At 61.0% G+C, this 14967-nt stretch carries 14 protein-coding genes; 5 read left to right on the top strand and 9 right to left on the bottom strand.

What is annotated here, in order from left to right; translation table 11 throughout:
• Positions 1-720 (bottom strand): isochorismatase family protein (locus BCY88_RS05155; protein WP_120343209.1); only part of this gene is annotated, 720 nt, incomplete at its 3' end.
• Between the two features lie 227 nt (positions 721-947).
• On the opposite strand from BCY88_RS05155, the gene BCY88_RS05150 reads away from it, so the two are divergent.
• On the top strand, positions 948-1865 hold the full coding sequence (locus BCY88_RS05150) for a LysR substrate-binding domain-containing protein (RefSeq protein ID WP_120343208.1): 918 nt from the start codon (positions 948-950) through the stop codon (positions 1863-1865).
• A 10-nt stretch (positions 1866-1875) separates the two neighbouring features.
• Here BCY88_RS05150 and BCY88_RS05145 read toward each other — a convergent pair whose 3' ends face one another.
• On the bottom strand, positions 1876-2886 hold the full coding sequence (locus tag BCY88_RS05145; protein ID WP_120343207.1) for a LacI family DNA-binding transcriptional regulator: 1011 nt from the start codon (positions 2884-2886) through the stop codon (positions 1876-1878).
• A 538-nt stretch (positions 2887-3424) separates the two neighbouring features.
• On the opposite strand from BCY88_RS05145, the gene BCY88_RS05140 reads away from it, so the two are divergent.
• Positions 3425-4933 (top strand): aldehyde dehydrogenase family protein, encoded by a 1509-nt coding sequence (locus BCY88_RS05140; RefSeq protein ID WP_259461248.1) that lies wholly within the window; start codon positions 3425-3427, stop codon positions 4931-4933.
• An 84-nt stretch (positions 4934-5017) separates the two neighbouring features.
• Here the strand turns inward: BCY88_RS05140 and BCY88_RS40250 are convergent, their stop codons facing one another.
• A complete protein-coding gene (locus BCY88_RS40250; RefSeq protein WP_259461247.1) occupies positions 5018-5245 on the bottom strand; it encodes a hypothetical protein in 228 nt (75 codons plus the stop codon).
• 12 nt (positions 5246-5257) lie between these two features.
• Between BCY88_RS40250 and BCY88_RS05135 the strand changes: the two genes are divergently transcribed.
• Entirely contained in the window at positions 5258-6487 is a 1230-nt protein-coding gene (locus BCY88_RS05135; RefSeq protein ID WP_259461246.1) for an amidohydrolase family protein, read from the top strand.
• Between the two features lie 32 nt (positions 6488-6519).
• Complete coding sequence (locus tag BCY88_RS05130) at positions 6520-6861, top strand: DoxX family protein (RefSeq protein ID WP_120343205.1); 342 nt, start codon at positions 6520-6522, stop codon at positions 6859-6861.
• A gap of 89 nt (positions 6862-6950) precedes the next feature.
• On the opposite strand, the gene BCY88_RS05125 is transcribed toward BCY88_RS05130, so the two are convergent.
• The 5 genes from BCY88_RS05125 to BCY88_RS05105 form a co-directional block, all read right to left on the bottom strand.
• The gene (locus BCY88_RS05125; protein WP_183081286.1) at positions 6951-7910 is read right to left on the bottom strand and encodes an HlyD family secretion protein; all 960 of its coding nucleotides are present in this window, start codon (positions 7908-7910) and stop codon (positions 6951-6953) included.
• Between the two features lie 63 nt (positions 7911-7973).
• Positions 7974-8174, bottom strand: a complete 201-nt coding sequence (locus BCY88_RS05120) for a DUF1656 domain-containing protein (RefSeq protein ID WP_120343203.1) — start codon at positions 8172-8174, stop codon at positions 7974-7976.
• The gene (locus tag BCY88_RS05115) at positions 8158-9675 is read right to left on the bottom strand and encodes an efflux transporter outer membrane subunit (RefSeq protein ID WP_120343202.1); all 1518 of its coding nucleotides are present in this window, start codon (positions 9673-9675) and stop codon (positions 8158-8160) included. Before BCY88_RS05115 ends, BCY88_RS05120 begins: the two co-directional genes overlap by 17 nt.
• Entirely contained in the window at positions 9672-11846 is a 2175-nt protein-coding gene (locus BCY88_RS05110; protein WP_120343201.1) for an FUSC family protein, read from the bottom strand. Before BCY88_RS05110 ends, BCY88_RS05115 begins: the two co-directional genes overlap by 4 nt.
• Positions 11847-11902: 56 nt before the next feature.
• A complete protein-coding gene (locus tag BCY88_RS05105; protein ID WP_120343200.1) occupies positions 11903-13252 on the bottom strand; it encodes an MFS transporter in 1350 nt (449 codons plus the stop codon).
• Between the two features lie 272 nt (positions 13253-13524).
• Here BCY88_RS05105 and BCY88_RS05100 point away from each other — a divergent pair, with 272 nt between their 5' ends.
• On the top strand, positions 13525-13935 hold the full coding sequence (locus BCY88_RS05100) for a RidA family protein (RefSeq protein ID WP_120343199.1): 411 nt from the start codon (positions 13525-13527) through the stop codon (positions 13933-13935).
• A gap of 73 nt (positions 13936-14008) precedes the next feature.
• Here the strand turns inward: BCY88_RS05100 and BCY88_RS05095 are convergent, their stop codons facing one another.
• Positions 14009-14965, bottom strand: a complete 957-nt coding sequence (locus BCY88_RS05095) for an ABC transporter substrate-binding protein (protein ID WP_183081285.1) — start codon at positions 14963-14965, stop codon at positions 14009-14011.
• Positions 14966-14967 lie beyond the last annotated feature (2 nt).

The raw sequence follows: 14967 nt of genomic DNA, 5'->3' as shown, positions 1-14967 counted from the left end.
CGAAGCGTTCTTGAGCTGCCACACCAGGTTGGCGAACGGCATGTCCAGATCGGAGTACACCTCCTGCGCCTTCGGATCGTCGTTGCCATGCAGCATTTCCACCCCTGCCGTAGCGTAGTCGGTCACCGGAATGCCCGCGCCCGCCAGCCGCTGCAGTCCTACCGTACGCTTGGCATCGCTAAACGTCCCCGATGCGTCGAGCACCACACGCGGATCGTAGCCCGCGGCCTTGAGCGACAGCGCCGGGAACGTGGCACACACCTCCAGCGAAACACCCGCGATCAGAATCTGCTTGCGCCCGGTCTTCTCGATGGCGGCCCGCACATTCGGATCGTCCCATGCATTGATCGAGGTCCGGCTGATCACCGGCACGCCCGGCAGCGCGGCTGTCAGTTCAGGGATCGTCGGACCCCACATGCCGTCGGGCATCGTGGCGGTGACAATCACCGGGATACCCAGCGTCTTCGCGGCTTTGGCCAGCGCCACCACGTTATGCTTGAGCTCACCGGTATCGATGTCGCGCACGCCGGTGAACAGGCCCACCTGGTGGTCGACCAGCACGAGCACCGTGTCGTCTCGCGACAGCAACGAGTACGGCGCGCCCGACGGGGCAACCGTCTTGATTGCAGGCGCGGCGCTGGCCGGCTGGATCGTGGCGGCGGAGGTCGCCACAATGGCGAGCGGGAGAATCACAGCTTTCAGGAGTTGATGGATTTTCATGGTCTTGATTCACGTTGGTATGGGATACGGCAGCGGACCTGGAGATGTCCCGCCGGACCGTCCGGAGCACATTTGCGCCGGGTTGAGATGAATCATATTTGCGCAACGGCAATCGATAAATATGGTATTTCTCAACCTATCGTTGCCCACCGGAAACGATAAAAACGCAAAGTAAAACCAGACTAACAACCAGACTAACAACCGAAGCAGGAACAACTGGACGCCGGATGAATCCCGTATCTTCTGATCTGAACGACCTCTATCTTTTTGCCCAGGTGATCGAGCATCGCGGCTTTACCGCTGCGGGAGAGGCGCTCGGCATAAGCAAATCCCATATCTCCCGCCGGATCACCGATCTGGAAACCAAGCTCGGTGTCCGCTTGCTTCACCGAACCTCGCGCCGGCTCGGTCTGACGGACGCCGGCGAAGAGCTCTATGCACATTGCCGGGCCATGATTGCCGAAGCGCAGGCCGGTGAGGAAGCGGTTCGACGCCGGACTGCCGAGCCTTCGGGACTGGTGCGGGCCAGCATGTCCGTCGCGATTACCGATGTCGTGCTGGCAAGGTTGTTGCCGCGCTTCATGTTGCGCTATCCGAAGGTCCGGCTGGCAATCGAGGCAAGCAATCGGCAGGTTGACCTTGTCGAAGAACATGTCGACGTGGTGATACGCGGTCTCGGCGTCGACGTGGAGCTTTCCAGTCTGGTCCAGGCGCCGCTGGGCACCGCGCGTTGGGGCCTGGTGGCCAGCCCCTTGTATCTGGCGAGAACCGGCGTGATCGACGAACCGGACGCGCTACCTCACGACGATCTGTTGATCTACGAATCGATCAGTAAGCCGGTGACCGTATTGCGCCTGATCGGCGCGAACGGCGAAGTTTCCATACAGACGATTCAGCCTCGCCTGCAGAGCGACAATATCGCGGCATTGAAGGAAGCCGCGTTGGCAGGAATGGGCATCGCGAGCCTGCCTCTCTACGCATGCACACACGAAATCGAAAAGGGGACTTTGTGCGTCGTACTGCCGGAATTTCGCTCCCGGGAGGGGCGTCTGGCCGTACTGTTTCCTACACGCCGCGGCATGATGCCCGCGGTACGCGCGTTCGTCGATTTCCTGAAGGAGGAGTTACCGCCCCTGCTGGGCTAATGCAGGCGCCTCACCTTCCCTTGCGTGGCGCGGCGGTCGATCCTCTGATGACCAGTTCGGGAGGCAGCACGATTTTCCGCACCGGCTGCTCGCGCACTTCGATGGCTTGCCGGACAAGATCGGCCGCCTGCCGCCCCATTTCCTGATGGCCAATGCGAATGGTGGTCAGCGGCGGCTCGACCATGTCCACGAGCGGCATGTCGTTGTGCCCGACCACAGACAGGTAGCGAGGGCATTGCAGTCCGCTTTCGCGCAACGCGTCGTACACGCCGAGTGCAAGCGAATCATTGGCAGCGACGATCGCAGTGACCTCCGGGTGGGCACTCAGCAAGCGCCTCGTTGCTTGCGCGCCCTGCTCCCGTGTATAGGTCGTGGCCACCTCGCACGGCGCGCCGTTGCCATCCAGTCCGTGGGACGCAAGCGCCTGCACGAAACCTTTACGCCGCAGGAATCCGGTTGAGTGATCCGCAGGACCCGCAATGTGGCCGATTTTCTTGTGTCCCAACTCGACGAGATGGTCGACGGCCAATTGGGCGCCAAGCAGTTCATCGGACACGACAGCCGACAACCTCGCGGCATCTTCCGCGCGATTGACCAGCACTGTAGGCACACCTCTTTCTATACAGAACGACGCCAGGGGATCCCGGCGCGTCGCCATGGCGAGAATCAATCCGTCCACCCGGCGCGCAATAAGGCCGTGTGCGAATTCGAGTTGGGTCTCGGTGTCCGTACCCACATACGCGACGATCGCGAAGTACCCGTGTGCGGCAAGGCGCTCCGTTGCTCCCGCGAGTATCGGGGTGAATACGCTCGTTGCAATCTGGGGAACCAGAATGCCAATAAGCTTGGAGCGTCCGGTTCGCAGGCTTGCTGCCACCGGATCCAGCCGATAGCCGAGTTTGCTGGCAGCCTTCATGACGCGCGCCACCGACTCGGGCACTACAACGGAACGTGTCTCCGGATTCAACGCGCGTGACACGGTTGAAACGTGGACCCCGGCCAGTTCAGCGACCTGTTTCATGGTGACTGGGCGCCGGTTGGCTAGCTGATCTGTTTTTTCTTTCACGGCAAGCCTGCGTCACTGCGATCTGGAATCCGGCCGGTCTGGCTCGAGAGCGGACAAGCGGCAAAGTGGCCGGGCTACGGGAATGGTCGTCACACGCACACGTATTGGCGAAGCGTGCAATTTTCTCGCAATCGATTGTACCAATCATGCCAAAAAAGGCAAATAAAGCGGAAACAATCAGTTCCTGAACAACTGGAAATGCATGACTCGGTCCACTCAACAAGGCCGGTACGATACGGGTTAGCGGCGTCCGTCAAAGCGCCGTCGATGATTCCGATAATTTGGACTTGCACTATGCAATCGATTGCATTACATTGCACCAAGATGCCCTCAGCGCTGCATGTGCTGTGCGCCGTTTACCGGCGCTCCCGATGACCCGCCCATGCCATGCACAAAAGGCTGCTCGCCCTGACGAGTCACCGGCACCTACCCATTCAACGCAGTCCAACGCTGACTGCTATTTTATGTTGCAATCGATTGTAAGGAGAGACATATGGCTGAAGATACACAGGACAGATCGAACCTGAATCGTCCGTACTGGGGCGCCATTCTTGGCGGCAAAGTCGTCGAGGCGGACAGCGACCAGGCATTCTTCGTTGTCGAAGAAGCCGCAACCGCGAAAGCGTTGGGACAAGTGGTGTCCGCAGACGAAACGCTCGTGGGCGAGGTGGTCGCGGATTCCCGCCGGGCCTATGAACAGGACTGGCGCCAGCGTTCGCCTCGCGAGCGCGCGCAGCTACTGCATCAGGTTGCGGCGAAGATTCGCGAGCACGCTGACGAGCTCGCCGAACTCGAGGCGCGCGAAGTCGGGAAACCCAAGCGTGACGCGCTTCGTTTCGATGTTTCTTACTGTCATGCCTGCTTCGACTATTTCGCCGGTCTGGCCGATACGCTCCACGGCGAAATCCTCGACCAGGGCGCAATCGAAGCGCGCGTGCTGTTTGAACCGTATGGTGTGGTCGCCGCTATTCTTCCGTTCAACTGGCCACCGATTCACTTTGCGAAAAAGTCCGCGCCGGCACTGGCCGCCGGCAATACCGTCATCGTGAAACCGGGTGAACAGGCGCCGCTGACCGTCATGCGACTGGTCGAACTGGCCAATCAGGTTCTTCCCCCTGGCGTGCTGAACGTCGTTCCGGGCATCAAGGCCGGCCCTGCCCTTGCCTCGCACCCCAAGGTCGAACGCATCAGCTTTACCGGCGCAACGGCGACCGGCCGCCGCGTGCTGCAAAGCGCGGCGGAAAACATCACCTACGCGACCATGGAATTGGGCGGCAAGAATGCCCTTCTCATTCTGGAAGACGCGGACATGGAGGTCGCTATCAACGTCGCCCTCGAGGGGATGTTCTATAACCAGGGGGAAGCGTGCACGTCGACGGCGCGCATTCTTGTCCACGAATCCCGCTACGCCGAGTTCGAAGAGAAGTTCGCGCGCGCCACCGAGAAGCTCGTGGTCGGTAACGGACTGGATCCGAAAACGGACATCGGTCCGATGGTCGACGGCAAACAGCGCGACCGTGTCATGGGGTACATCGACATTGCGCTGCGCGAAGGCGCACGACTCGTCACGCAAGGCAAGTTGCCGACCGACAGCCAATACGAACGCGGCTACTGGGTGCCACCTACCGTGCTTGGCGATGTCGTACCGACCATGACGGTCGCTCAGGAGGAAATCTTCGGGCCGGTTGCCTGCCTGATGCGCTTCAAAACCGAGGACGAAGCCGTTGAGATCGCAAACGGCACGGCCTATGGTTTAACTGCGGCGATCGTGACGACCGACGAGAATCGTGCATGGAAACTTGCACCGCGCCTTGAAGCCGGCATGATTTTCGTTAATAACTACATGCGCAGGGCGTTCCTGGGCTCGCCGTTCGGTGGAGTGAAAGGCAGCGGGTTCGGTCGTGAAAACGCCACGGAAACCCTCAAGGAATTCGTGCGCTCGAAGAACGTCCGCTTCCCGTCCGGAAAAGCACCGATTCCGACGTGGCCGCCGAAGGACTGAGCAGTGCGCCCCATCACCAGGGGCCGATAGTACGAAATGAGGTGTCGTCCCAGGAGACAAGCACGGACGACACCGCTGTCCAGGTCAAGGCACTAAGGAACAGACACAATGAAGAAAACGCTCATTAAAAACGGTTATGTCGTCACCGTGAACGGAGAACGTGAGGTATTCGAGCGCGGTGCGGTTGCCGTCGAAGGCAAGCGCATCACCGGCGTCTACGCGCACGGGAATACGCCCGCCGAAGGATTCGACGAAGTCATCGACGCCACCGGGTGCCTCGTCATCCCGGGGCTGATCAATCTGCATCAGCATCCGTGGTACTCGATGTTCAAGGGCCTCGCCGACGGCATGCTGCTCGAAGACTGGATCGATGACCTGGTCTTTCCTCTCGTGCGCAATCTCTCGAACGACGCGATGCGTCTGAGCGGCTATCAATGTGCCCTCGAAATGCTCTCCACCGGCACGACGACGTCGTTTAACCACTCCGTGTCGGTCAGTGACGAAGCGATCGTGAAGTCGAGCGTCGAGTCCCAGGCGGAAGTGGGCATCCGTCAATTTTTCGGCAAGGAACTGCGCTGCCGTAACAGCCGCTTCCTCGACCATCCGCATTCTCTTGATGAATCGCTTGCCGCGGCTGAAGAGGATATCCGCCGCTGGGACGGAAAACACGATGGCCTGATTCGCATGGGGATGGTTATCGAAGCGAATGCCCATTGGACCTCGTCCGGCATGAGCACCGAAGAGCTCATCATCCGCGGCACGGAACTGGCGCGAAAGCTGAATGTTCGCATCAGCAGCCACACCGCGGCGGGCACCTTCTCCGTAGAAAAAGGCTTCCTCAAGCATCTGCGGGAAACCGGCCGCACGGATGTGCGATATCTCATGCAGCTCGGCGTCCTCGATGAACAATGGATGCTGATCCACGGCATTCACTGCACCGAGCTGGATCTCGAACAGATGGCGGAAGTGGGTGCCGGTCTGGTCTATACGCCGACCAGCGAAGCCATGCGCGGCGGCGGCATCGCTCCTGCGGCAAATGCTCTGCGCGCGGGTATCCCAACGGCGCTCGGCACCGACGGCGCCATGGTCGACTACACGAACGACATGCTCGAGCAGGTCAAGGCATGCGTGCTCTTCCAGCATCAGCGCCATCTGAATCCGACACGCATGCCATTCGAACGGGCACTGGAAATGGCGACCATCAACGGCGCGCGCGTTCTGGGCGTGGCCAATGAGCTCGGTTCGCTCGAGGCGGGCAAGCTGGCCGACATCGCAGTCTTCGACATGCGCGCGCCCCACGTCGGTTCACTTCAACGCCCCTTGTCCGCCTTCCTCGGTGCAGGTAAAGGAACGGATGCGAAATATGTCATGGTCAACGGCGATATCGTATTCCGTGAAGGAAACTTCACGAAGTTCAAGGACCGTGAGGAAGTTCTCAGCAGCGTCGAACGGCTTGCCTCTGAAATCATTTCGAAGTCCGGACTGACCTCAAGGATCGACATGACATGGAAAGAGAAATGCCCGTCGACTTCCTTCGGGCGTAACCCGGTTTAGCCTGGACCTGCCACTTCAACCCATTCAGAGCCATGGAATACGTGAACATCATCGTCGCCTGCGCTTTTTTCGCAGCGGCCGTCGTCAACCTGACAGGTCCGCAGACCATTCGCACCGAGTTCACCAAATGGGGTTACCCGGGCTGGTTCCGGGTGGGCGTCGCAACGCTTGAATTCATTGGGGCGATTCTGCTGGTCGTACCCGGTGCGCAATGGCTGGGGGCATCGATTCTTCTGGTGCTCACGCTGGGAATTCTGGTGTCGTTCACCCGATCGAAAGAATGGATGCGAATGCAATATCCCTTCGTACTGCTCTTTCTTCTGGCTGCCATTCTCCAGCAAAGCCATGCATCCGGCGCCCTCCTGCCGTTCTAGATACGCGTGCCAGGCAGGCCATTCCCGGCACGCCGGTCTTGGCCCGCTTGCGCCTGCTCCACACTGAGGCCAGGCGAGGCCGCGCCCGTTCAATGAGCGGCGCGCGACCTCAGTGTGACCGTACAGGTCATGCCCATCGCCAGTTTGACACTGGCAGGAATCTGATCGAGGTGGATCCGCACGGGCACGCGCTGGGCAAGCCGCACCCACGTGAAGACCGGGTTGACATCCGCCAGCAGATCGCCATTGCTGGTCGGATTGTCACGATCGGCAATCCCGCTCGCCAGACTGTCGACATGCCCCTGAATCTCGTCGCCGCCTGACATCAACCGTATCACCGCATGATCGCCGATGTGCACACGCGGCAGCTTGGTCTCTTCGAAGTAACCGTAAACCCAGAACGAGTGTGAGTCGATCAGCGCCATGCGCGCGGTACCGGCCGTCACGAAATCGCCGGCATAGAGGTTCAGATTGGCGATGAAGCCGTCCGACGGCGCGCGCACCTCGCTGCGCGTCAGGTTCAGCGCGGCCGTCTGCTGCGCCACCACGGCCGATTTCACCGCGGCCTGGGCCGCGCTATAGGCGGCGACGTCAGCGGCGTAGTCGGCAGCGGACTGGGTGGCAAGCGATGCTGAATCGAGCCGGTTTTCGTCCGAAATCACGTCGCCTGCCAGCTTGGCGCGCCGCGCCGCCTGGGCCCGCTTCATCGCGAAGCCAGAGCCGCTCGACGCCATCCGCGCCTTGGCCTGGTCCATCTGCGCCTGAGCGCGCAGCAGATCGGCGTCGGCTTGTGCGACTGCATAGTGAAAGCGCGCCGGATCGAGTACGAACAGGATGTCGCCTTTTTGCACCAACTGGTTGTCCTTGACCCGCACTTCGCTCACCAGCCCCGACACATCGGTGGCAACCTGCACGACCTGCGCACGGACCCGGCCGTCGCGCGTCCACGGCGAGAACATATAGTCGGACCACAGTATGCGAACCAGCACGACCGCCACCACGAGAAGCGTAAGCGTGAAACCTGCGCGCAGGATGGATTGGGTTTTCATCTTGATGACCTGGTGTGAGCGTGAGCAGTCAGTGGGCTCATGGAAGTGGATGCCTTGTGAGGTTCATCGCCAGAGCAGCAGCGACGCGCCGCTGAACAATGCGGCAAACAGCGCGACCCGGAACAGGCTCGGGTGCCACGTGTGGCGATAAAAGCCGAACCTGGCCAGCACGAGGTCGAGAACCACGAACAACAGCACGCAGCCTGCGAGTATCGGCAGCAGACCGGGCACGAGCAGTGAGAACAGATCAATTTCGCCCGGCATCGGCTACTCCTTGAGGTCCAGATTCCGGTGACGCCGAGGCGAAACCGCCGCCCAGTTCCTTCATCAGGAGTGCCCATGCGTCGAGCCGTTTGGCCTGAATCGTGGCGAGGCTTTCCTCCTGCTGCAACTGTTCGCTCTGCGCCGCCAGCACGTTCAGAAACTCGGTGATGCCGCTGCGATAGCTGGCGTCGGCGAGCTGGAACGATTTGCGCGCCGAATCGAGCGTGGCTGTCACCGAGGCCTGCTGCTGTTCGAGCGAGCGCAGCGACACGATCTGCATTGCGACGCCTTGCATCGCGTTCACGACGCTCTGGTTGTACGCATCCACCGCTGCATCGCGCGAGCTCACCGCCACGCCGTAATTGCCACGCCGCCGGCCGCCATCGAAGATCGGCAGCGAGATCGCGGCGCCCACGCCGTGCCCTGCGCCATCGCTGTTGAGAAAGTTGAGGAAGCCGCCGAAGGTTGCCGCCGATCCCAGCGATGCGGTCGCCAGCAGATTGATGTCCGGATAGAAATCGGCGTGCGCCGCATCGATGCCCTTGTCCGCTTCGAGCACGCGCCAACGCTGCGCCACCACGTCGGCGCGATGCCCGATCAGTTCCGCCGGCAACGATGCCGGCAAGGCGACCGGCACGCTCAACGGCAGGCTCGGGCGGTGCAGCGCATCGCCGTAGCCGGGTCCCTTGCCCGCAAGACTGGCGAGGCCGATGCGCTCCAGCGCGAGTTGCTGCTGCGCCTGCTGGACTCGCGTCGTGCTTACCGAAAGCTGGGTCTGCGCCTGGCTAACCTCGAGACCGCTGCCGACACCGGCGCGCCGGCGGCGCATCGCGATGTCCAGTGTGTGCTGCTGTTCAGCTTGCACGGCGCGGTAGACGTCGAGCAATGCGTACTGGAGCGCCAGCTGAATATAGCTGCGCACCACGGCGGTCTGGAGTTCGACTTCCGCGAAGCGCGCGTCCGCAGCTGTCGCGTGTACGTTGTCAAGCGCGGCTTCGCGAATCGCGCGCGATTTGCCCCACAGATCGAGATCATAGGAAAGATCCGCCTCGATACTGTTGCTCCACACCGTCGTGCCGCCCGGCGGCGCCGGGGTCGTATAGCGCGCATAGCGCTTGCGCTGGAAGCTGCCGCTCGCGTCGAGTTGCGGCAACTCGGCTGCGCCGGCGATTTGCGCCTGAAAACGCGCCGCATCGATCCGCTCCTCGACCGCGCGCAAGCCAGGATTGCCTTCGGTGGCGTCCTGCACCAGCGTGTCGAGCTGCGGATCGTTCCATTGGCGCCACCAGCCGCCCGCCGGCCACTTCGCATCCGCCTGGGTGGCGCGCAGCGCGGCGCCCGGATCGAGCGTTGCGGGCTCGATCATCGATTCATGCGTGTGGATGCCGCCGCTGGTGATGCAGCCGCTGAGCAACAGCGTGCAGACGAGCGCGGCCGCCAGCGGCCGGCAGCGGGTTCGTGGCGGCAACGGCACCACGAAAGACAGGTGCGGAGGTTTCATACCGGCTTCTCCGTGGTTTGCCATAGCGCCAGGCTCTCGTCGCATAAGGTCAGTTCGGTGAAATGCAGCAGCGCGCGCATCCGGTAGCGCTTGAGCGTCGTCTCATCGACCGCGAAGTCCGGCCCAATCGGCAGCATGTTCAAGGCGTGCCGGGTCGCTGCGAGTGCCTTTTCAGCGGACTGCGGCGTCGCGTCCGAAAAGACCTCGCCGAGTGCGGCCAGCCACGCCTCCTGCTCCGCGAGCCAGCCCTGCGGCAGGCTCGCGCCGAGCTGCTCGGTGTCAAGGCGCATCTGGATCATCGAACGGCCGATCTCGAGCGCGGCGAACGCCCAACCGATCAGACGATCGCGGTTCACGCGCGCATCGATCGGCGCCGAAGCGACCTGCAGAATGAAATCCCGCAAGCTCAAATCGAACGTGTACAGCAGGTCGTCGAGATCGCCGCCGCGGGCATCATAGGTGATCAGGTCGCGAATCTGCTTCATGTATCGCGCCGAGAGCCAGTCGCCCGCGCGCGGCACCAGAACCGAAAATGCGACCGCCGCCGCCGCGATACCGCACAGCAGTGCAAAACCGGTGTCGAGATAGGCACTCGGGTTATAAACCGTGGGATTCGTGATGTTGACGATAAAGCAGAAATAAATGTTGAAACCAAGCCCGAGAATCGACGTCTTCGCAAACGTGTTCACATAGCTGCCCACCATGACGAAAATCGCGATCGTCGCGGCCAGCAACTCGAAGGTATCGATACGCGGCAGCACGAAAAAGTTGAACGCGAAACCCGCGACCCAGCCGCCGAGGCAGCCGCTGAATATCTGCCAGCTCGCGACAGCGGGATTGGGTGCGAGCGCGAACAGCGCACTCGTGATCGCCACCGCGACGATCGCGGTCGCGCCACCGATCCAGCCGGAGGCAATCCAGGCCGCACCGACCAGCAGAACCGCCACCGCCGCGCGCGTGCCGGCGATCGTCGCCGCCGCGCGATTGACCGTAGCCCGGGTTGCGCCAATCCGGCTGATGGTCTGAAGCAGCGACAGCGACCACGCTGGCCGGCCATGGGTACGCGCTGCCACATAGTTTCTGCACATCACGCGCAGATCCGCGATCGAGAAGAACAGCGCCGAGCCCGTGGTCGCCACGAACTGCCGTTGAAGCGGCGGAAGATCCGCGAGCGATTGCAGCAGCCGGCCCAAATGCGCGGGCAAGGCCTGCTCGAAAGCGTCGAGGCGGCTCGCGAGCGTACTCACGGCGTCCATCGTGATCTGTTCCGGTGTCGCGTTCGGCACGATAGCGAGCAGCGCTCCGATCAGTTCTTCAACGGCCGCGAGCGCGCGCGGATCGGCCTCGGCGGCGACCCTTGCCTGCAACTGATGCAGCGCGTGAATCCACGCGACCGTGTCGAGAAAGCTGCGGTCGAGGTCGAGAAAAACAGGCTTGTGCAGACGTATCGAGGGATCCTCGAACACGGCGCCGCTGCGCAGACTCTCCACACCTACACGCTCGCGAATCAGCTGGAGAAGTGCTTCGCACCCCGTGACACCCCTCGCACGGTTGAGCATGGTGTGCATCGAACTCAGGAGGTCCGTGAAATTCTTGCGGCTCGACGCGTAGAGCTCGGGCACAACCGAGCGCGGAAACACCACGGCGCTGGCGATGCTTGCGCATGCCACGCCGATCACCACCTCGCTGACGTTGAACACGACGTTGTCGTAGACACCGTACGGGTTGGACCACACAGGTATCGCCGTGATGGCTGTGCCATACCCGGTCAGCACGAAACCATACGACTGAAAATTCCGGTAGTACGCCGCGCCGAATACGCACGCGCCAATCCACACCGCGAGCGCGACAAGAAACAGCAGCGGCTGTTGCGGGAAAAACGTGATGAGCAACAGCCCTGCGAAGCTGCCGCACACCATGCCCAGCCCGCGATAGAAACCTCGCGCGATCACCATGCCGCTTTGCTGGTGCATCATCACGATCACGCAGGAAACCATCGCCGTGGCCGGCGTGCGCAACTCGAGGCGCATGCAGATGCCCATCGCCAGCGTGATCGCGATGGCCACCTTCACGATATGCAGAAAACGCGGGCCGTCGTCCTTCCAGTACGTTCTGAGTTCGTCCCGCCAGCGAGGCAAGGCGGTGCTGCCGGCATCCGCTTGCAGGGTCATGAAGACCCCATCAGTCGCTCAACGTGCATTCGTTTCAGGCTCCAGTTGGGACATCCCTATTGCGTTGAAAGAACCGTTGCTACCGACACCGGATTGCGCCGCCGATAAACTGCGAGTCCATAGACGCTCACGGCGGCGACTGCGATCGGGACGGATACCACGGCGAACATGATCGTGGGTGCCCATTGCGCGGCGAGCATCACACCACCGATCATCGAACCGACAATCGACCCTACCCGCCCCATCCCAAGCGTCCACGCCACGCCCGTGGCGCGCGTGGCTGTCGGATAGAAGCTAGTCGACAGAATACTGGTCCCGGTCATGGCACCGCCAGTACCGACGCCGGTCAGGAAAAGCGCGACCAGCGCGAGCGCCGGAACTCCCGTGAGATGACCGAACGACGCAAGACAGACTGCTGCACAAAGGAACGCGCCGGCAACCACGTACTGCGGATTCATCCGATCCATCAGGAAACCGAGGAAAATCGCACCGAGGCCGTTGCCGGTCAGATAGAGCGCGGTCATGAGCGATGCACGGCCAAACGGTACACCGCTCTCCTGGATAAGAATCGTCAACCAGTTACCGAGAAAATAAACGGCCAGCAATGCCATGAATCCAGTTACCCAGAGCAGCAAGGTACCGCCGCGAAGTCCCGAACGCAACAGGTGGCTCACCGGAAATCCCTGGTCGGCCACCTCATCGAGCGTAAAACGCGTCTCACCCAGCGGCGTGTGCGGTTCGATGCGCTGAATGATGGCCTGTGCTTCGGACTGGCGACCGCGCGTCAACAGAAAGCTTGCCGACTCCGGCAGCCAGACGATCAGAAATACGGAAAACAACAAAGGAAGTGCGCCGCCCAGGATCAGCATCGACTGCCAGCCATAGTTGCTCACCATATGCGGCGCGACGAGACCGCCCAGCACACCGCCCGCGGAGATGCCGCAGCCGAGGGGGGCGATCAGCGAAGAGCGCATGCGATCAGGACAGTATTCGGCGGCCAGCGTGTAGGCGTTAGGCATCGCGCCTCCCAACCCGAGGCCGGTTATCAGACGCAAGGCGATCAGCGCTTCGATCGACGTCGCCAGCGCCGAAAGGATGCTGAACAAACTGAACAATAGTACGGCACAGATCAGCGTGACCCTGCGGCCAAAACGGTCCGCGACGGGCCCGAAGACGAACGACCCGATGGCCAGGCCAAGAAACCCGGCGCCGAACACGGGCGCAAACTGCATCGGGCTGACTCCGAGTTGTGACTTGAGCACTGGAGCGATGAAACCTACGACGACCGTATCGTAACCATCCAGGACCAGAATCAGGAAACAGAGAACGAGTGTCCTGATCTGGAATCCTGAAAGCTTCCGTTCGTTGATGAACGATCTAACCGGGATGGATTGTGTTGCCAGCATTCTATTGCTCCTATTGCGTATTTGAGTCCAATGGAAATTTAATGCAATCGATTGCATGAAAACACTATGGTTTACCAGTGGAACCACTCGGAGAGCAGGCAAAAATCTACCTCGTCACAGCATTCTGACGCACCAGAAGAGTGCGATCTCTCTCCACTCAGCGTTTTGACAATCCCTTCCTGGTTGATTATTATGCAATCGTTTGCACGATCATGCCGATGTCCATGTGCAAGACGTTCAGGTTCAACTTAACTTAGCGAAGTGAGGTATGTATGACAAATGATCCGCAGAAGAAACACGTTCGCAACTACGTCAAGCGCGATGCCGCGCAAGAGCGTGCGTACTCCCCTGCTGTCATCACGGAAGGCGGCCGGATTGTGTGGCTGGCGGGACAAACCGTGGTCGACGATGAACAGGGCAACTCCCTTGCCGGAAATTTTTCGGGGCAGGCACGGGAGATCTTTTCCCGGATTGCCAAAACACTCGATCAAGCAGGCGGAACGCTCGCGGATATCGTCACGATGACGGTTTCCATTACCGATTCGCGCTTTGGCGATCAGTTCACCCAAATCCGCAAGGATATCTTTGGCGACAACTTTCCTGCGAGCGCGTTGATTACGGTGGTCGGTCTGGCCAGACCGGAAATGCTGATCGAGATCCAGGCGATTGCCGTAGTGAACTAACCCTGCAATGCCGGATTAAAGGGCGGAGATCTGAAAACATCTCCGCCTGCCTTGACCCGCGCGATGCGGTGCTCTAACGCGCCCAGCGAGCCGAATTCTGCGCCATTCGCAGGTACTGCCGGTCGACACACTCGTGGCACGACAGCGTCGCCGTCGCCGGCGCATGGGTCCCACGAATGTGCGAGACCTGCTCCAGGCCCGCATCCGAAATGCTCATGTCACTAATGAGGCCGAAAACCGGATCCACCAGATCCTCAAGTACGGCGCGAGCATCGTCGTCCGTTAGCTCGACGAACTCTGCTCGCAGTATGTCGACTAGCGCATCCTGATTGTTCGCGTCGAAGATCCAGCTCAACGCTTCCCGGTACGCCAGAATGAATCTGACTAACTCATCCTGATTGTGCGAGGCCCACGACTGCGTGACCGCGCCGACAGTCCCCAGATAGTCTGCAAACAGGGATTTGCCACGCGCCAGCACATTGAATCCCTGGCGCTGCGCGAGGCGCTCAAAGGGCGTGCGTACGAGTGTCGCGTCGTGCTTGCCGGCGACCAGCTCGCGATAACGATTGCCCGTGCCGCCGGCCGCCTCAAACGTCACGTCTGTCGCGGCAATCTGATTCGCCCGCAGGACTTCCCGCAGCACGAATGCAAAACCGGTTGTCAACGCGTCGACGGAAAGGGTCTTGCTTCGCAACTGCGGCACAGACGTGATCGCCGGCCTCGCCATCAATGAGAGGAACCCATGATCGCCCCCCATGAATGCGACCAGATCGGGTGCGCTTCCATTCGCGGTTTCTCCCTGCCCGCCCCGATATGCAAGCACATTGTCCACACTGGTCAATGCCACCTGCGCGGCGCCAGAAGTCATGCGATTGATCATGTCGACGGAGCCCTTCACGTACTCAAACACGACTTCGAGCCCGTACTTTTCGAAGTACCGCTGCTGTTGACCCACCCATATGGGCAGGTTAAACGCCCCCTCAAAACCGAGGACAGTCAACGCATTCAGGTTCTGTTCATTCTGTTCCACAT

The organism is Paraburkholderia fungorum (assembly GCF_003610895.1).
GTDB classification, from domain to species: Bacteria; Pseudomonadota; Gammaproteobacteria; order Burkholderiales; family Burkholderiaceae; genus Paraburkholderia; species Paraburkholderia fungorum_B.
This window is presented reverse-complemented; position numbering and strand designations above follow the sequence as displayed.